Annotated in this window: 15 protein-coding genes; 9 read left to right on the plus strand and 6 right to left on the minus strand. The window is 44.2% G+C overall.

The window, feature by feature from the left end; translation table 11 throughout:
• Nucleotides 1-31: 31 nt before the first annotated feature.
• From FQ608_RS12935 to FQ608_RS12945, 3 genes are read left to right on the plus strand one after another with little or no spacing between them, the layout of a single operon-like run.
• The gene (locus FQ608_RS12935; RefSeq protein WP_158858653.1) at nt 32-763 is read left to right on the plus strand and encodes an RluA family pseudouridine synthase; all 732 of its coding nucleotides are present in this window, start codon (nt 32-34) and stop codon (nt 761-763) included.
• A gap of 33 nt (nt 764-796) precedes the next feature.
• Entirely contained in the window at nt 797-1,654 is an 858-nt protein-coding gene (locus tag FQ608_RS12940; RefSeq protein ID WP_158858654.1) for a TraB/GumN family protein, read from the plus strand.
• 18 nt (nt 1,655-1,672) lie between these two features.
• On the plus strand, nt 1,673-2,173 hold the full coding sequence (locus FQ608_RS12945; RefSeq protein WP_158858655.1) for a SixA phosphatase family protein: 501 nt from the start codon (nt 1,673-1,675) through the stop codon (nt 2,171-2,173).
• 11 nt (nt 2,174-2,184) lie between these two features.
• Here the strand turns inward: FQ608_RS12945 and FQ608_RS12950 are convergent, their stop codons facing one another.
• Nucleotides 2,185-2,901, minus strand: coding sequence for a TVP38/TMEM64 family protein (locus FQ608_RS12950; RefSeq protein ID WP_158858656.1), 717 nt, complete (start codon nt 2,899-2,901; stop codon nt 2,185-2,187).
• Between the two features lie 136 nt (nt 2,902-3,037).
• Between FQ608_RS12950 and FQ608_RS12955 the strand changes: the two genes are divergently transcribed.
• Nucleotides 3,038-4,183 (plus strand): cystathionine gamma-synthase, encoded by a 1,146-nt coding sequence (locus FQ608_RS12955; RefSeq protein ID WP_158858692.1) that lies wholly within the window; start codon nt 3,038-3,040, stop codon nt 4,181-4,183.
• A gap of 37 nt (nt 4,184-4,220) precedes the next feature.
• Here the strand turns inward: FQ608_RS12955 and FQ608_RS12960 are convergent, their stop codons facing one another.
• The 5 genes from FQ608_RS12960 to FQ608_RS12975 form a co-directional block, all read right to left on the minus strand.
• Entirely contained in the window at nt 4,221-5,054 is an 834-nt protein-coding gene (locus FQ608_RS12960; RefSeq protein WP_158858657.1) for a hypothetical protein, read from the minus strand.
• A 6-nt stretch (nt 5,055-5,060) separates the two neighbouring features.
• A complete protein-coding gene (locus FQ608_RS12965) occupies nt 5,061-6,026 on the minus strand; it encodes a Smr/MutS family protein (protein ID WP_158858658.1) in 966 nt (321 codons plus the stop codon).
• A gap of 173 nt (nt 6,027-6,199) precedes the next feature.
• Nucleotides 6,200-6,325 carry a hypothetical protein gene (locus FQ608_RS27785; RefSeq protein WP_262885500.1) on the minus strand — a complete coding sequence of 42 codons (126 nt, stop codon included), beginning with the start codon at nt 6,323-6,325 and terminating at the stop codon, nt 6,200-6,202.
• 282 nt (nt 6,326-6,607) lie between these two features.
• Entirely contained in the window at nt 6,608-7,912 is a 1,305-nt protein-coding gene (locus FQ608_RS12970) for a cryptochrome/photolyase family protein (protein WP_158858659.1), read from the minus strand.
• A gap of 31 nt (nt 7,913-7,943) precedes the next feature.
• The gene (locus FQ608_RS12975) at nt 7,944-12,554 is read right to left on the minus strand and encodes a translocation/assembly module TamB domain-containing protein (RefSeq protein WP_234364187.1); all 4,611 of its coding nucleotides are present in this window, start codon (nt 12,552-12,554) and stop codon (nt 7,944-7,946) included.
• Nucleotides 12,555-12,565: 11 nt separating this feature from the next.
• Here FQ608_RS12975 and tsaD point away from each other — a divergent pair, with 11 nt between their 5' ends.
• The 5 genes from tsaD to rpsA all read left to right on the plus strand — a co-directional run bounded on the left by tsaD (nt 12,566) and on the right by rpsA (nt 17,346).
• Nucleotides 12,566-13,582: a tRNA (adenosine(37)-N6)-threonylcarbamoyltransferase complex transferase subunit TsaD gene (tsaD, locus tag FQ608_RS12980; RefSeq protein WP_158858660.1), complete on the plus strand. Its 1,017-nt coding sequence runs from the start codon at nt 12,566-12,568 to the stop codon at nt 13,580-13,582.
• The gene (smpB, locus tag FQ608_RS12985; protein WP_158858661.1) at nt 13,575-14,039 is read left to right on the plus strand and encodes an SsrA-binding protein; all 465 of its coding nucleotides are present in this window, start codon (nt 13,575-13,577) and stop codon (nt 14,037-14,039) included. Before tsaD ends, smpB begins: the two co-directional genes overlap by 8 nt.
• Entirely contained in the window at nt 14,005-14,820 is an 816-nt protein-coding gene (locus FQ608_RS12990) for a C40 family peptidase (protein ID WP_158858662.1), read from the plus strand. Before smpB ends, FQ608_RS12990 begins: the two co-directional genes overlap by 35 nt.
• Nucleotides 14,821-14,828: 8 nt before the next feature.
• On the plus strand, nt 14,829-15,335 hold the full coding sequence (locus FQ608_RS12995) for an HNH endonuclease (RefSeq protein WP_158858694.1): 507 nt from the start codon (nt 14,829-14,831) through the stop codon (nt 15,333-15,335).
• 208 nt (nt 15,336-15,543) lie between these two features.
• Nucleotides 15,544-17,346 carry a 30S ribosomal protein S1 gene (rpsA, locus tag FQ608_RS13000; RefSeq protein ID WP_158858663.1) on the plus strand — a complete coding sequence of 601 codons (1,803 nt, stop codon included), beginning with the start codon at nt 15,544-15,546 and terminating at the stop codon, nt 17,344-17,346.
• The last annotated feature ends 704 nt before the right edge of the window (nt 17,347-18,050 follow it).

An 18,050-nucleotide genomic window follows, 5' to 3' on the forward strand; every position in this document is an offset into this window, starting at 1 on the left:
CTTTACCCTATCTATTTAAAACTGTCAAAAGATGAAACAACCGTTTAATGTAATATATGAAGACAACCACCTTTTGGTGGTGAACAAAAAGGCGGGCATCTTGGTGCAGGGAGATAAGACTGGGGACAAGACACTGACGGATTACTGCAGGGAATACATAGCTAGAAAATACAACAAACCAGGGGCTGTTTTCCTTCATCCCGTCCACCGTCTGGACAGGCCGGTAAGCGGATTGGTGATATTTGCCCGGACATCCAAAGGGCTTGAGCGAATGACCGAGTTGTTCAGAAAGCGGGATATCCATAAAGTTTATTGGGCCATTGTGAAAAAAAGGCCTAAAGAAGAAAAAGGAAAGCTTACCCATTGGCTCACGAAAGATGAGGTAAAAAATGTGGTCACCGCACATGACCGGGAAGTCCCGGATTCAAAAAAAGCGGAACTAAACTATAAGCGGCTCGGTACACTCAATGACCACTGGCTTTTGGAGGTCCGTCCAATCAGCGGGCGCCCCCACCAAATCAGGGTGCAGCTTGCGTCAATGGGTAGTCCCATCAGGGGGGATATAAAATACGGATTCCCAAAACCAAACTTGGATGCCAGTATCAACTTGCATGCGTTTCAGCTTGTGTTTGAGCATCCGATCAAAAAAGAAAAGTTGTTTTTGAGAGCTGCATTGCCGGAAGAATCCTTTTGGGAGCAGTTTTTGGAATTTGAAGAAATAAAAGCCAAAGATCAATACTTGAACAATACCTTCAGTGGCTAGGTTTTTCGTTAGAATGGCAGTAACCAATAAATCATGAAGAAAACCTTTTGGCTTAGCTTATTTTGCATGTTCCTTGGCAGTACGGTCCAAGCTCAAGATGAAGGGGTTTTTTGGCAAATTTCCGGAAACGGACTTTCCCGGCCTTCTTACCTTTTTGGGACCATACACCTGATCTGTGAGGAGGAATTTCATCTGGGCACGCAGGTGGAGGAAAAATTAATGGAATCCAAGGTACTTGTCCTTGAGGTAGATTTGGACGACCCCTCATTGGCACTCTCCATGCTTTCGAAAATGCACAATGCTGGGGGCGAGAAGATCACCGATTTCCTGACTGATGAAGAATATGAACGCACTAGAGGCCTGCTGATGGAGCGGACAGGCATGGATATAGGCATGCTGAAGAGTATGCGTCCCTTTATGCTGATGTCGTTAATCTACCCCAACCTCTTGGAATGTGAGACAAAGTCTTATGAAAATGAACTGATGCGGATTGCCAAGTTCAATCAAATGGAAATAAAGGGCTTGGAATCAGTCCATGACCAACTTTCCGTGTTTGACCAAATTCCCCTGGAAGATCAGTATAGAAGCTTCTTTGAGTATGCCGGCAATTTGGAGAAGGGCAAGGAGGAGTTTAAACAGCTTATTGAAGCCTACAACGATGAAGATATTGGGCAGTTGGTACAGATGGTGGCCGACAGCCCCGAGTACAGGGATTATCAGGATATACTTCTGGATAACCGCAACCGTAACTGGATTGATCCAATGGGTGAATTGATGAAAAAAGGCCCCGTTTTCTTTGCTGTTGGAGCGGGACATTTGGGCGGGGAGTTTGGATTGATCCAATTGCTCAAATACGAAGGGTACAAAGTGACCCGACTTAAAAATGACTAAACGAGACTAGTTACCACTATGAGGAGTGTTTTAAGTTTTTTCCTAATTATCGCTATGGGATGCCTGGTTTTGGCCGGTTGTCAGCGGGAAGCGGAGCGGAAGCTTTTTCTTTTCAGACACGCCGAAAAGATCATGACGGGGGACGATCCAGAACTAACGCAGGCAGGTCAAGAACGGGCTGATCGACTGGCGATGTCGCTCGGCCATAGATCCATTGAATCGATATACAGTACGCCAACCATTCGTACCCGGGCTACAGTCACCCCTTTGGCAAAGTCATTACGTGTTCCAATAATGGAATACAGCGCACAGGATCATGACGCCCTTATTAAAACCATTCGATCGGGTTCGGGAGACGTGGTTGTGGTAGGGCATTCAAATACCATTCACCATATTGCCAACTATTTCCGGGGAGATCGATCTCCCTATGACGAGCTGGACGAATCGGATTACGACACCTTTTTTGAGGTGGATTTGAAAAGAAATACGGTAGAGCGAAAAAGGTACTCAGACCTTTAAAGAGCAATTTGTTAAGCTTCAGTTTTGTTATCCTTCTTGACGAAACGCACTATGCCCCAAATACTCACTGCCAGGAGAATAATAAAGGTAATCCATTCCGCATAGTTGTCGTTATCCATTAAGGCCTGGTAGAGGGACCCGGCAATGGTACCTGAATAGAAGGCAAGGATTGTTCGGGGTAGCATTCCCCAGATACCCCACCACAATACCCGCCAGAGACCGGTTTTCAGCAAAGCAAAGAGTACGTTTGAGAATGCAAAAGGAATGACCGGACTCAGTCGCACAAAGAATATTAGGGAACCAATCTTTTCCTGCTTTTCCAAAACCATTTTTTTTGCCCTGGGGTAATATTTCAGGAGAATATCCAATTGGTGTTGGCTAAGAAATTTACCCAGAGTATACCCCAGCGAAGTAGCCAATAAATAAGCCATTACCAACCAACCAAAAGCATCCCAACCCCAAATGTATCCAGTCAGAATCGAAAGCAGTGTGGTGGGAAGTAGGGCAAGCCCCATTATAAATCCCGCTAAACAGACGAATATCGCAACGGTAACGATACCCGTCAGCTGGGGATAAATCCAGTCTTGGTCACCTGTAAACAAAATCTGAAGGCTTACGATTGATCCCATCGAAGGCATAATTGCTACCCACAAAACTGCCCAATAGAACGAGGGATTCTCTTGGTAAATATCTGCTAGTTTTTTGAAAATAGGTGGTTTTTTACGCATATTTGGCAAATCTAAGCTAAAACCGTGAATTTGCCTTTGTCTTACACCATCTTCTCTAAATGGGAACGTTTCTTGTGTAGGTGGACCAACAGAAGCGAAAAACTAAACAATTATCAACTTAAGATTTTTGATTAATATGAAATTTGGCACCAAAACCATCCATGCCGGAATTACCCCGGATCCTTCGACAGGAGCTATAATGACCCCTATTTTTCAGACCTCCACCTATGTGCAGAAATCACCCGGCAACCATCAGGGGTATGAATATTCAAGAACCCACAACCCGACAAGGACTGCTTTGCAACAGAATTTGGCAGCTTTGGAGAATGGAAAGTATGGGTTGTGCTTTGCGTCGGGATTGGCAGCCATTGATGCCATCCTCAAACTCCTGAATCCGGGAGATGAAGTGATTAGTACCAATGATCTTTATGGAGGCACTTACCGGCTTTTTACCAAAGTTTTTGAAAAGTACGGGATTAAATTTCAATTTGTGTCGATGGCCAACCCGGATACGCTGGAGCAATTCATTTCACCCAACACCAAACTCATTTGGGTAGAAACTCCCACCAACCCCATGATGAACATCATCGATGTGGTGGCCGTGGCTGCCCTGGCAAAAAAGCATCAGGTTTTGATGGCAGTCGACAATACCTTCGCCACCCCCTATTTGCAAAACCCGTTGGATCAGGGAGCGGATATTGTCATGCATTCAGTAACCAAATACCTGGCTGGACATTCCGATGTCGTAATGGGGGCTATCGTGGTAAATGACCCCAAACTTGCGGAGGAGCTGGCCTTTTTGCAAAATGCATGTGGGGCAGTACCGGGACCTCAAGATTGTTTTCTCGTACTGCGGGGAATCAAAACTTTACATATCCGAATGGAAAGGCATTGTCAAAATGGAAAGACCATTGCGGCCTATCTGAAAAATCACCCCAAGGTGGCTAAGGTGTATTGGCCCGGCTTTGAAGACCACCCCAACCACGATGTGGCAAAGCGTCAAATGAGGGATTTTGGAGGGATGATTTCATTCACCTTGAAATCCGATCAGAAGGAGTCCGCGTTTAGATTAATGGAGAATTTGGAATATTTTTCCTTGGCGGAATCGCTTGGTGGCGTGGAATCCCTTTGTGGACATCCTGCCAGTATGACACACGCCAGTATACCCAAATCGGAACGTGAAAAGGTCGGATTGTCAGATTCTCTTATTCGACTCAGCGTGGGTATCGAGGATGTGGAGGATTTGAAAAAGGATATCTCCCAAGCTTTAGATAAAATTTAACTGGGTAACGTCATTGAGGGCGTTTCTAGGAAAACACTTAATGCAGTACCTGGGTAAAGAGATAAACGGATTGGGTTGCCACATCTGTGGTTAGCCGTTTGTGGTTTTTCTTTATTGTCTTTAGCAGTTGAAGGTGTTTTTTGTCTACGGTTTCCTTTTCTCTGAGAAAGTGGCTGAAATGCTGAAAAAAGAGATGGTTCTGATACCAATCATACAACTGACGGCTTAAAAGATTGATTTTTTTGTGGACAGCATCGGTGAATATGGGATTCAGTCCCATGCTTGTCCGAATGTTTTCTATGGCGATTATCTTGTTCAGACCTTCATAGATATCCTTGATTGAAATCGGATCCAACTCATTTTTAGCGTCAAAGTGTGAAAAATCAACCTCTTCGTTAATGATCTGAGTAGTGGCGGTGTTTACTTGAAAGGGAGTAAGTTCGCGGACAAACGGGTAGACGGATAAGTAAAGGTCTTCCCATATTTTGATTGGAGCAGAAAGGATCGTGTCAAACAATTCGGTGTAGACACGTTTTTTATCTTCATCCAAGTCCTGTTTATAGTCTGTAAGCGGTTCATTGAGATTGATACGTTGGCTCTCGTACAAGTCGTTGATTATACGGACATGATGCACTAGTTTCAAATTTCGGTAGAGTTGGTCAAAAGATGAAAAAAGTTTTAGGCTAAGCTTCTTTTCTTCAAAGTGAATTTTACCAATTAGCTCGAGAAAGAGTTGATAAAAGAAAAGTTTTTCCTCCAAATGGATGGCTTTTTTGGAGCGAATTTTCTTGGCTAGTTCTCCAAACAAGGTTTTGCCCGCATCAAGTTGTTGTTCAAAAAGAAGCAGGGTAGGGGCTTTTCTCTCTAACATGATGGTTTACTCATTTATTTTCACCAAGGTAGCGCCATACCCAAAATTACTCTTATGGGTATCTTTAAAGAACTTGATGTGATTTAACTGACTTAAATAGCGGTGAATTTCCATACGCAATACCCCGTTGCCAATGCCATGTATAAATGTGATCTCATCCATACCGCTAGCGATGGCGTAATTTAGATTTTTTTCAAATACTTCCAGCTGAAGTTTTATTTTTTCTGTATTACTCAGAAGCTCGTACGTGGGACTAAGTTTCTCAATATGCAGGTCAATTTCTTTCGCAGGGCGGGTAAACTGACGTGTCAAAGGTTTGGCATCAACCTGCTCTGGATTCAGGTCCCTGTTTAGTTGACCTACATCAAGGTCTTTGACCTGAGTATCCAATTGAAAAAGATAGGCATCCTTGTCCAAGACAGGGGCGTTTCTCTTGCTCCTGAAAAAGGACGATGCCTTGAATTTTACTTTCCGCTCAAATGGTGAGATGGTTTTTTCAACTCTGGAATTGATGGGGATTATCTGAAAAAAAAGTGGGGGCCAACCTTCAAATTGCTGGATGGATTTCTCATCCAATTTATGGTAGGAATTGGCTGAGGCTACTCCGGCACCCAATGTTTTTGAGTTTTCACCAAACAGTTCAGATACCGCATAAACCATGTCTCTCTTGGTGTGGTTGATCAGAAATACGCCGTGGTTTTGGTCGTTGTAGGGCACATAGGCCAAGAATATTCCCTCCTGCGTCCCCGGTTTTACGCTTTTTTTCGCAGAGGGAGTCCAAGCGGCAATCTTCTCCTCCGCAGTTCCGAAAAACTGCTTTTCTGCCTGGCTTACTACGACCACCTCTGACTTTAGCGCTGGGATTCTGAATCCGTCTTCAATCTCTATTTCTACCTGGCCACTGCTGGATATTTTTGTTATGGTACCTTCTTCTTTGCCGTGCAGCAGTCTTACCTTATCTCCTATATTCATGTTTTTACTGACTTTATTCCCGGAATTCCCGGAAGAATACGTAAAGAAGACAATAATTTAGTGAATTACGTTCTAAATGTCCTAACGATTTATGATTTCGGGTGTCCTAGTCAAGTCGTAAGCCTAAGTGAATCTTCGATATTGGGGGGGGAATGGTTGATGGGTTGATAGGTTTATGGGTTGATAAGTCGATAGGTTGATAAGTCTGCCTCTCCCATCTCCGGTCTCCGGTCTCCGGTCTCCCCTCCCTCATTCTCTTCGTCCCTTCGTCTCTCATTCTCTAAGTCCCTCGGTCTCAAATTAAGTTGATAGGTTTATGGGTTGATAAGTCGATAGGTTGATAAGTCTGTCTATCTCTCGTCTCCCTTCCCCCGTCTTTTGTCATCCGTCCCCCAGTCTAGAAGAAATGTGATAAGTTGATAGACGCAGTCCCTTCTTCCCTCATTCTCTAAGTCCCTTCGTCCCTCCGTCTCAAATTAAGTTGATAGGTTTATGGGTTGATAAGTCGATAGGTTGATAAGTCTGTCTCTCCCGTCTCCCTTCTCCGGTCTTCCGTCCCTCCGTCTCCAAGTCCCTCCGTCTCAGGTTCTTTCCAAGGCATTTTTGTAGGTTTCCAGTGCTCTTTCCCGGGCAAATTTATGATCAACCATAGGTGTTGGGTACGAGGAAGTACCGTATTCAGGGACCCACTTTTTAATATACTTTTTCTCTTTGTCAAATTTTTCCATTTGGGACTCTGGGTTAAAAATCCGAAAATAAGGTTGAGCATCCGTTCCCGTGCCTGCAGCCCATTGCCAGCCCCCATTGTTGGATGCCAGCTCGAAATCCAACAGCTTCTTCGCAAAAAAAGCTTCTCCCCACCGCCAATCTATCAGCAGGTGCTTGGTCAGGAAGCTGGCGGTGACCATACGGACTCGGTTGTGCATGTATCCGGTGGCGTTGAGTTCCCGCATGCCGGCATCTACCATGGGATACCCGGTTTTTCCGGCACACCATAGCTCAAAATCATCGGCATTGTTTCTCCAGGGAATGCGGTCGTACGCTGGTTTGAACGCATTATCCACCACCTCCGGCTTGTGATATAGGATGCACATGTAGAATTCCCGCCATATCAATTCATTTAGATAAGTGTCGTTCAGCTGGGAGGCTTCTTGGGCAAGTATCCGGATACTTATCGTTCCAAACCGCAGGTGAATACCCAAACGACTTGTTCCATTGGATGCGGGGAAATTCCGGGTTTTGTCATATGTCCGGATTAGCGATTTGTCTACTTGCAGGGGAGGCATATAAAGATCACTTTTTTCAAAACCCAAATCAGACAGGGACGGCACTGGAAGGGGCTTAGTTTGGAAAAACGCATTTTTGCGCTTATCCAGTGTCACCGGAGAAAAGGAAAGTGATGCATATTTGGCCAACCACTGTTTGCTGTAGGGAGTATATACCTTATAAAATGCTCCGGCGTCGGTGGTAATTTCATCCTTTTCGAAGATTACCTGATCTTTGAAGTCTAGAAGTTCTATTTCATGGGATTTTAGCAAGTCACCCACCGCTATATCCCGCTCTTTGGCGTAGGGCTCATAATCCCTGTTTGTGTATACGGCCTGAATCTCATAATCTTCGAGAAGTTGGCGAAATACGTCAATGGGAGTTCCTTTTTTGACTACTAGCGAACTGCCAAAACCTTTTAATTCTTCATGTAGGCGGACTATTTGATCATGAATAAAAGTCACCCTAGCATCTCTCACATCTTCAAGCTTTTCCAGGATTTCCGTGTCAAAAATAAAAAGCGGCAACACGTTACTGTCCTGCGTATATGCATAATACAATCCCATGTTGTCTTCTAACCGTAGGTCTCTACGAAACCAAAATAATGTCACTTTTTCCATGTATAGGTAATCATTCTGCTAAAAAATTGTTTTAGAGACCGTGAGTTTCTGAGGGTTTTTCAAGGATATTGATGGCAGGTCTTTCCTCCAGCGGGTCAGGTCGGAAGAGGTCGGGAGCCACTTTATCCAGTTTTATCTCAAAATCATAGCGTAAGGATTCGTCATCATCCATATAGGGGTAAATGATACGGCCTCTTTTTCCGAAATTTTGAAAGAGTTCGCGGAAGGAGCTGAATAATAGGTTTTGGGAGAGGGAAACACCATAGGTATTGGGAGCCCGGTTATTGATGCTTAGGGCCGTTAATGTATTGAAATTATTCCGGTTGTATACTCTCATCCGGTATCTGCCGTCCTCGGTTAGCAGGTATTCTGCCTGCCAGTCTCCTGCGATGGTATTGAAGTCAGCATTGCCCTGCAAATCGGTAAATCCACCGTCACGGGCCACCCTAAGCCTGCCGTCAAAAAAGGTATAAGCCACTCGAAGTTGAAACGTCTCCAGCGCTGTCTCATCCAACGAAGTGAGGTCAAAATCAATTTCAAGATTTTGATCTACCTGGGCGATCAGGTTGTTAATCTGGGAAGAGATAAGCTGACTGAGGTTGGAAAATCCAATGCCTGCTCCGGTAAACTGTCCCTCGGGAGAAAACCTGCGCAGCATGATAAGAGAAAACACCTGCCGGTTTTTTTCCTGCTCGTCATTGGCAATCCGATTTTGAAAGGCTGAAATGGTTGTCTGAAGTTCCGTTCCTTCGGGAAAAGCAGAGAAGTCAAAGTCGAAGGAGATGTCCGGGGATAGCAACTGTCCGTCCAAGTCCATAATTACTTTCACCGGATACCTTCTTTTCAATTCCGCTGTCTCAAATTCACTGGCATTAGCGTTGGTGTGCAAACCGATCATGGAAACATTTTCCTCATAGATGGCCCGGATGTTCATGTTTCCCTCATATGGGTCTCCAAACCATGAAATTCTTCCTCCCGGTTCAATCTGAAAGCGTTTGTTGATAATGTTGTACAGGGAAAAATTGTATAAGGCATCCACGATCTCATAGGTGCCATACATATTGAAATTTCCTTGGGTATCTACGTTGAGATTGAGCTGACCGCGGCCTCTTCCTTGGATGGTTTCCCCAGTTTTTGGATCTATTTGGATTTCTACATAGGCATTTGGGTTTAAATCCATGTTTAAGTTGATGACCATATTATTGATTGCCAATCCATCCTGAAGACCTTCCGTCCCTGCAACCTGAACAGTGTCATGCACATTGATGATGTTGATAAAGTCCTCCTGAAACTGGCCTTGAGTGCTTCCGATGGGTATATAGATACGCGTGTTAGGCTGTGAGCTCGCATTGGCGGTGATCTCCAAATTATTCAAGGAACCAAAAACTGTCAGGTCGCCCGTGCCAAAAGCAGTTCCGTAAAACTGTTCGTTATTGGCAAGGCTGGTGTTAAGGACTTGGAAATTGGTAAATCCAGCGGTGAGGTCTATAATGAAATTGCTGAAATTATCATGGGTGATTCCCCCATTCAGAGTCGCGAGGTTGTTGTTGATATCCCGAAGCACCAATCCCCTGAAGCTAATCTGATTCGGGTCCATAATGACATTTCCGTCCAATTGGTAATAGGTGTTGAGGTAGTTAAAGCGCATCAACCCTTCCTTCACCTGTCCTTGCCCTGTGATTTCGGGCTGGGCTAAGGTACCGGCTATTTCCAGCTTTCCGCTGACCGTCCCATCCAACTCAGAGACCAGTGCGCCAAAAAAAGGTTCCGCTATAGTTAGGTTTGTTTCGTTCAGAATGGCTGTCATGTTCAGGCTGTTGTCAAGTTCCCCCAAGGTACCCGAAATTTCAATGGATTTTCGGCCTCCCCAATAGTTGTCAATTTGGATATTGATTTGTCCTTCCTCATAAAAAGCCGAAGCTTCAATATCCCCTATCAAAAAGTCATCGATATGGATATCCGTAATGGACAGGTTGCCTTTCGATCCCTCTTTTTGCTGATATTCGGTGAGGGTAATGGCTCCATTGGCAGTTCCCATATAATTTTTCAGGCCAAAAGAATTCAAAAGATCTAGGTTCAGCTCATTAATGCTGATATCCAGGGATTCATCAGGATTTGCGTTTATTTTCCCGTCGGCGGAAATGAATTGATTTTCATGGAAAAGGCGAATATTGTTGAAAGAAAGCTCGTTTGGTTTAAGAATGATGCTGTTGTCAGTATCAAATTCCCAATGGTTTTCGAGCAATTTGATATCGGAAGGTTCGAAAACTATAGAGGTATTCCCCGGTTCCAAATGGATTCCGCTGTTTATCCTAAGGTAACTTTCGGTTGCCAACTGATCGATACCTAGGGTGAGGTCTACGTTGGACTCGTTCCAGATGGCTTCAAGTGCGAAGTTGTGAAAATTAATCCCCGATCTCAGTTGTTGCTCTTTGGACAACAAATAGAAGGAGGCAAGGACATCCGTGGAGTTTTTCTTTTTGGACGTGTTGAAATCAATGTTGTTGTCTATCAAATAGTTGCCATCGTAATATATGGTGTCAATGCCAGAGAAAAAGTTGAAGACAGTATTTTCTTCCGTTTGGTAAAAAGCACCTTCTATTGCGGTTTGATTCGACAGGTAGAGGTTTGGGGCAACCAGATTAATAATGGGGTTGGGATCCCTTAAGTCCACAAAAATGTCTATATAATAATCCTCTTCATCGGCCACATACGATCTTATGGGTGGCGTTTCGTTGCTTAGGATATCAAGGTAATCGTCCCAAAGCTCCTGTACATCCTTTGCCAGTGTTTCGACTTCAAATTTTCCGGAAATGCCCGCAACCAATAGATCTGAATTGAGCGATATCACCCTGGTTTCACCAGTAAACAAGGACTGGAAAAGAAAATAGTCCAAAAATAGGTCCCTGCCCTCATAACTGACCAATACATCCCTGAAGCGGGTTACTCCCTCGATATTGTCCCAATGTATTCCTTTAGTATCCAATTCGAAACTGCCGCTGAGGAAAATGTTTTGATCAGTAAGTTTCAATTCTTGTAAAAAGGCCGTATCCAGCTTCATGACCAAATTGGCGGAATCTTTATTGTTTCTTAAATCCAACGTGCCGTCAACCTCCATCACCAAGTTTGGATCCTGGATGCTCAGTTGTCCTTTGAAGAGTTCCATACCAAAGGTGGCGTTCGTATTTATATTGCTGTATTGGTATTGGTTAATTCCAATGTTTTTGAAATCAGCATTCAGTTCTATGATAGCCGTTTCGGCATTTAACCCTGTCCCGCGGATGTTTCCGTTGAAATTGGCTTTCTGAAACATTTCCCTGTCTTCCATCAATATGCCCACATCCAGGTTAATCGCTTCAATCCGCCCATTGTAAGTGGGTAGATTATCGGTCAACTGATAGTTTAGCCTTCCACGCATTCGGCCAATTCTGGTTCGAAAGTCACCATTTGCAGTGAACTTTGCCAGGTACCCGGCAAAGTCTGAGTCAAAGCGGATATCTTGGAATTTGTCTAGTTCTTTTTGTGCGGCTGGGCTTACATAGGGGCGAAGGTCACTGCTGACCAGGGTAGAGTTAATCAGAGATAAATTAAAGTACGTATCGTCCACACGGGGCAGGCCCTGAATGTTGAAGGCTCCAAAAAGCGCACTTCGTTCTCCAAACCGGACCAGCAATTGTTCAGAAAACAGTTTGCTGATTTTTCCAGAAACCTCACCACTGAGAAAAAGCTTATCTTCCACGTTGGGATAATTGCTCGAAAAATACCTCAAATCCTGCAAGTCCAAAATGGACTCATCCAAGTTGGCATAAATCTCCACCTCCTCTACGAAATTACTTAAAGCCGCAGGACTGTCATAGCTGAATTTCAGGTAATTTTTGATTTCTGTTTGGTTGGATTTGAGATATAACTCCCTAAATTCCATACCTGATGTACTATAGGTAAAGACTGTCTGGAGTTGTTGGAATTCGATTCCCGATGTAGATTCCACTCCTTGCAGGTACCGTAAATCAAAGGAGACTGTATCGGACACGACGTAGAAATCATCGGCATCTGAATTTAAATTTCTAAACCTCAACTTCCCATAATCAAACGTAAGGGTATCCGTCAAGGTGTAATCCAATATATCCAAGGAGGTATTTTGAAAGGATATGTTGTCAATGTCGAACTTAATCCTTTTTTTCTCCTTTTTCGGCGTGCCGAAAACAAACATTTCTCGAAGACCGTCTAAAAACCCCATAAGGTTCATCCTCTCCCCGGTGTTATGTGTCAACATCCGAACATTTCCATTTTTGAGGTTAACCTCATCCAACCCGGGATTGTCGCTATCCAATAACCCCCTAATGGAAAAATCGATATAAACTTCATCCAAGTTGACCATCAGACTATCTCTCCGGTCGTAGATGATGACATCATCCAAACTGATCGCATCCCACCAACGGATGTTGACAGCCTTCACCTGAGTGTTGTATCCTGTTCGCTCAGAAATCCTTTCAGTGAGGTACCTGGCGACGCTTGTTTGAATCTTTGGTATCTGAAGCAATCCAGCCACTCCCAGAAAAAGTATTAACAGGAACAGCATAATCCAAGAAAGCATTTTGACCGCTTTCAGCAAAATTTCCGTAACTTTCGCTTTCTTTTCCAATGGATAATTAAATGACTGTAAATATACTAGCTATCGAGTCTTCTTGTGATGAAACGTCCGCATCGGTGATTTCTGATGGCAAAGTACTCAATAATATTATCGCCACCCAATCCGTCCATGAGAAATATGGAGGTGTGGTGCCGGAATTGGCCTCACGGGCGCATCAGCAGCACCTGATTCCTGTAGTACATGAGGCAATCACAAATGCGGGAATTTCAAAAAGTGAGTTGAGTGCAGTTGGATTCACCAGAGGCCCAGGGCTTATGGGCGCGTTGCTGGTAGGAGGGTCCTTTGCCAAATCCTTTGCATTCTCGCTGGACCTACCCCTAATAGAGGTAAACCATATGGAAGCGCATATTTTGGCCCATTTCATCGAAGATCCAAGGCCCTCCTTCCCCTTTATTTGTCTTACCGTCAGCGGTGGACATACCCAGCTTGTGTTGGTCAGGGACTATTTGGATATGGAAGTCATCGGTGAAACCTTGGATGATGCGGTCGGGGAGGCGTTTGACAAGACAGCCAAATTGCTTGGCTTGCCTTACCCGGGAGGTCCCTTCTTGGACCGGTTGGCCCAAGAGGGAGATCCCAAGGCATTTGATTTTCCGGTGTCATCGATGAAAGAACTGAACTTTTCCTTTAGTGGTATAAAAACTGCCGTGTTATATTTTCTTAGAGAAAAACTGAGGGAAGACGCGCATTTTGTGGAAAATCGGAAGGCTGATATCTGTGCTTCAGTGCAGCATGCCTTGATAGAAATGCTCCTAATAAAACTCAAAAAAGCGGTAAAGACCTTTGGTATTACCGAGGTGGCCATAGCTGGGGGCGTTTCTGCCAACAGGGGGTTAAGAGATGCCTTATCCGTCCTATCCCAAAGGTTGGGTTGGAACGTATATATTCCCAGGCTGGAATACTGCACTGACAATGCGGCCATGATCGCCATGGCTGCCCATTTCAAATACGAAAAAGGAATATTTTGTCCCTTGGATGTGAGTCCTTTGGCAAAAATGAAAATTGGAATCCATGAATAAGAAACCCACACTCCAGAAAATCATCAATATAAAAAATAAAAAGGCCAGCTATGAATTCGAGTTTATCGACAAGTTTGTGGCGGGACTTGTACTGACAGGCACAGAAATCAAATCGATCCGGGAGGGGAAGGTATCCCTCACGGAAGCGTTTTGCTATTTCCGAAGGGAGGAGCTATATATCAAGCAAATGCATATAGCCCCATATACAATGGCGGCAAGTTATAACCATGACGCGGTCCGCGAAAGAAAACTCTTGCTAAACAAGAAAGAGTTGAATAAATTACAAACCAAATTTGCTGAGAAGGGCTTGTCCATTATTCCGTTAAGAATATTTGTCAATGACAGGGGGCTTGCAAAGATGGAGATAGCGTTGGCAAAGGGAAAGAAAGTCCATGATAAGCGGGATTCCATAAAAGAAAAAGATGCAAAAAGAGACCTTCAACGAATGGCCTATTGATAAAAAATTCGGCATTTGCCGCCTAAGTCTTTTGACCCTGTACCGGGAGCCTGTTTTAGGATCTGGGATGACTACTCAATTGCTTTTTGGCGAGACCTATACCGTGATAGGCACTAGCCGCCTTTTGGACTGGCTGTTGGTGACTGGCGACTTGTTGGTTGGTTCTGGTTGGATTTCCGTTCACCAACATGAGGATATCAGTGAAGTCGATTATCAGCGGTACAAGGAGAGTGATTTTAAACTTACCAATTCTCCCGTGACACGCGTTAAGTTTCGTGGAGACTTTTTGAATTTGCTCGCGGGCAGTATCCTTCACATATCGTCTGCCGAACTTTTTGAACCTAATGAAACTTTGGAACTGTCTGGGGAAATGAGGGACTTTTCGTCCAAAGCCAATAGGGAGGAATTGGTACAGATAGCCAAAGGGTTTGTCAATGCCCCTTTTCTGTCCGGAGGCAGGAGCCTTTTTGGGTTGGATTTGGGAGCCATGGTTCAATTGATTTTTAAATTTTCCGGTTATATCGTGCCGAATTACCTTTCGGCTCTGATTGAGTTCGGAGAGAAGCGACAAATTCAGGATATCCAGAAAGGGGATGTGGTGGTTTTTTCCAACGATAACAAAATCCCCTATCACTTAGGCCTGTACTTGGGGATGGGTCAGCTGCTGGATCTCAAGGGAAGGGTGATCATTAGGTCCTTTGATCCGGAAAGTGAAGGTGGCAGCAGAAACAATTCCCGCCAAAATCAGGTTCATGAAGTTATAAATTTGATGCCTGCATGATAGACTCAATGGAAAAAAAGGTTTTGGTACTCAATTTGGACCATTCTCCGGTAGCCATTGTTACGGTGCAAAAAGCACTCGTGCTCACCATACTTCAAAAAGCCACCTCCTTGGCTAATTTTGACTACCTGCGGATCCGTACGATAGACAGGGAATTTTTCTACCCTGCTGTGATCCGGCTATATGAGTACAAAAATATCCCCTACAGAGGCGTCATGCTGAACAGGGCCAATCTGTACAAAAGAGACAATTTTAGCTGCCAATACTGCGGGTCCAAGAAAAATCTAACCATTGACCATGTTCTTCCCAAGTCAAAGGGCGGTAAAACTACATGGACTAATTTGGCTACAGCCTGTCATCGCTGCAATACGCTGAAAGGGGACAAGACACCCGAGCAGGCCGGGATGAAACTCTTTGCACTTCCGTTTAGGCCCACGCTAAGTTATTTTCTAGTCGAATATGCAGAAAGGCATGCTGAAGAATGGATCCCTTTCCTCCAAGTGAGATCCGTCTAGTAAGCCGATTTCTTTTCTATACAGGGGCGCCCTGAGATGCAATTGACCAATTTGTCCTAACATTTTGTCTACTAGATATTTCTATTCCTAAAAAAAGGTGTAAATTTGCAGTCCGTTCGAGTGAACGGTCCTTCTTTTGGAGGGTAAATCGAACTAAAAACCTCAACCCGAGAGCCCTAGGGTTGTTGATAGTCAGGGCTTTTATTATATGTCAAATAAAGAAGATTTTAATTGGGAAAAGTACGAAACCAAGGGTTTTGGAGAAGGCTACACCAAGGCTGAGCGTGCCGAGATGGAGAAGCTGTATGACAATACCTTGAATGAAATCACGGAAAAAGAGGTCATCAAAGGTACTGTAGTAGGTATCAATGACAAAGACGTGATCATCAACATCGGTTTTAAGTCAGACGGACTTGTTCCTTTAAGTGAATTCCGGGATTTGGAAGGACTTAAAATAGGAGACGAGGTCGATTTGTTCATCGAAGAGCAGGAGAACTCCCTTGGTCAGCTTGTACTTTCCAGAAAGAAAGCCAAAATGGTAAGAGCTTGGCAGGAGATCGAAGACGCATTGGAATTTGACAATGTGATCGAAGGTCTTGTGAAGCGAAGAACCAAAGGCGGTCTGATTGTAGATATCTATGGGGTGGAGGCATTCTTGCCTGGTTCCCAGATTGACGTGAAGCCTATTCGGGATTTTGATATCTACGTAGGTAAGAAAATGGAAGTAAAAGTGGTGAAAATCAACCACGCCAACGATAACGTAGTCGTTTCTCACAAAGTACTCATCGAGAAAGACCTCGAAAAACAAAAAGCGGAAATCCTCAACAACCTGGAAAAAGGTCAGGTGTTGGAAGGAGTTATCAAAAACATGACCAATTTCGGTGTATTCATCGATTTGGGTGGTGTAGATGGGCTTTTGCACATCACCGATATCTCTTGGGGTCGTATCAACCATCCGGAAGAAGTGCTTAACCTGGACGACAAAGTACAGGTTGTGGTATTGGATTTCGATGATGACAAGAAACGAATTTCCCTTGGTATGAAGCAATTGACTTCCCATCCGTGGGATTCATTGTCTGCCAGCCTTGAAGTAGGTTCTAAAGTAGAAGGTAAGATCGTAAACGTAGCCGATTACGGTGCGTTCCTTGAGCTTGCCCCTGGTGTAGAAGGTTTGATCCACGTATCCGAAATGTCATGGTCTCAGCACTTGAGAAATCCAGCCGACTTCGTCAAAGTAAATGACGAGATTGTTGCCGTTGTCTTGACAATGGACAAAGAAGACCGTAAAATGTCTTTGGGTATCAAGCAACTTACCGAAGACCCATGGACCAAGCAGGAAATGGCGCAGAAATACGCGGTAGGCACCAAGCATAAGGGAATCGTAAGAAACCTAACCAACTTTGGTCTCTTCCTGGAACTGGAAGAAGGTATCGATGGATTGGTTCACGTTTCTGACCTCTCTTGGACCAAGAAAATCAAGCATCCGTCTGAATTTGTGAAAGTAAATGACGAGTTGGACGTGATTGTATTGGAACTGGACGTAGACAACAGAAGATTGGCATTGGGTCACAAGCAATTGGAAGAGAATCCTTGGGATACTTTCGAGACGGTGTTTCCAATTGGATCAATTCACAAATGCTCTATCATATCCAAGAACGACAAAGGAGCAATCCTTGAGTTGCCATACGGATTGGAAGGTTTTGCCACGACCAAAAACCTCGAGAAAGAGGACGGATCACAGGCAGAAGCTGGCGAATCTCTGGATTTCAGAGTAACTGAATTCTCCAAAGACGACAAGCGCATTGTGCTTTCTCATACGTCTTCCTTCAAGGAAGATGCGGCTAAAGCCAAGAAAACCGCAGCTGCCGCTGCCGCATCCAGTGCTGCAAGTAAGAAGAAGTCCTCAGGTTCTGAGACATCTTCAGCACCTTCTGCAGAAAAATCCACCTTGGGGGATTTGGACGCCCTTTCAGCATTGAAAGAGAAAATGGACGAAGAAGCTAAGAAGTAAGCTTTAAGTTTTAATATAATTATTAAAAACGCCGGTCAGCAATGTCCGGCGTTTTTTTTTTTGCCCGCCGCATAGGATAATGAAATATGGTGGAAATATTGTAGAAATCGAAGCGAAGCGTAGACCCTGTGGAGCGTAGCGGTTCAGGGTATGCCTACGGCCGAAATATTTTGGGGATTGATATTCGTGGATACTAGATATTGATAGATATTAATAATCACGAATGTTATGAATGGTTTGTCAAAAATCTTAGAATACGGGGTGTAATCTTAATAGCCAGGTGTGTGGTTGCAGCGGAGCCCCTGCTTGGAAAAGAATATGCCGGTTTTTTTTTTGGCAGCGGGTACGGTTGAAGAAGCCACACTTTCCCGCCAAAACACGAATCTGTAAACCTTTGTCTTCCTGAAGTCGAATGGAACACGGATTTGGCGGATTAAGCGGATTTGTGCGGATTTTTTGGGGTAAATGATAAGTGCCGGATATCGTTATTCACCTTATTTGACGTCATTGATCGCTCTCCCCTACAGGGCGAGGGAAGGGGTGGGGCAGTTTTGGCACCGATAATGATTGCAGAAGCCATACGTTCCCGCCAAAACCCGATTCTGTAAACCTTTGTCTTCCTGAAGTCGAATGGAACACGGATTTGTGCGGATTTTTTGGGGTAAATGATAAGTGCCGGATATCGTTTTCACCTTATTTGACGT

Source organism: Lunatibacter salilacus (assembly GCF_009797935.1).
Classification (GTDB): Bacteria; Bacteroidota; Bacteroidia; order Cytophagales; family Cyclobacteriaceae; genus Lunatibacter; species Lunatibacter salilacus.

Excerpts from the sequence above, each read along its gene's own strand:
- FQ608_RS12935 (WP_158858653.1), top strand. The coding sequence starts at position 32 with ATGAAACAACCGTTTAATGTAATATATGAAGACAACCACCTTTTGGTG.
- FQ608_RS12940 (WP_158858654.1), top strand. The coding sequence starts at position 797 with ATGAAGAAAACCTTTTGGCTTAGCTTATTTTGCATGTTCCTTGGCAGT.
- FQ608_RS12945 (WP_158858655.1), top strand. The coding sequence starts at position 1,673 with ATGAGGAGTGTTTTAAGTTTTTTCCTAATTATCGCTATGGGATGCCTG.
- FQ608_RS12950 (WP_158858656.1), bottom strand. The coding sequence starts at position 2,901 with ATGCGTAAAAAACCACCTATTTTCAAAAAACTAGCAGATATTTACCAA.
- FQ608_RS12955 (WP_158858692.1), top strand. The coding sequence starts at position 3,038 with ATGAAATTTGGCACCAAAACCATCCATGCCGGAATTACCCCGGATCCT.
- FQ608_RS12960 (WP_158858657.1), bottom strand. The coding sequence starts at position 5,054 with ATGTTAGAGAGAAAAGCCCCTACCCTGCTTCTTTTTGAACAACAACTT.
- FQ608_RS12965 (WP_158858658.1), bottom strand. The coding sequence starts at position 6,026 with ATGAATATAGGAGATAAGGTAAGACTGCTGCACGGCAAAGAAGAAGGT.
- FQ608_RS12970 (WP_158858659.1), bottom strand. The coding sequence starts at position 7,912 with ATGGAAAAAGTGACATTATTTTGGTTTCGTAGAGACCTACGGTTAGAA.
- tsaD (WP_158858660.1), top strand. The coding sequence starts at position 12,566 with ATGACTGTAAATATACTAGCTATCGAGTCTTCTTGTGATGAAACGTCC.
- smpB (WP_158858661.1), top strand. The coding sequence starts at position 13,575 with ATGAATAAGAAACCCACACTCCAGAAAATCATCAATATAAAAAATAAA.
- FQ608_RS12990 (WP_158858662.1), top strand. The coding sequence starts at position 14,005 with ATGCAAAAAGAGACCTTCAACGAATGGCCTATTGATAAAAAATTCGGC.
- FQ608_RS12995 (WP_158858694.1), top strand. The coding sequence starts at position 14,829 with ATGGAAAAAAAGGTTTTGGTACTCAATTTGGACCATTCTCCGGTAGCC.
- rpsA (WP_158858663.1), top strand. The coding sequence starts at position 15,544 with ATGTCAAATAAAGAAGATTTTAATTGGGAAAAGTACGAAACCAAGGGT.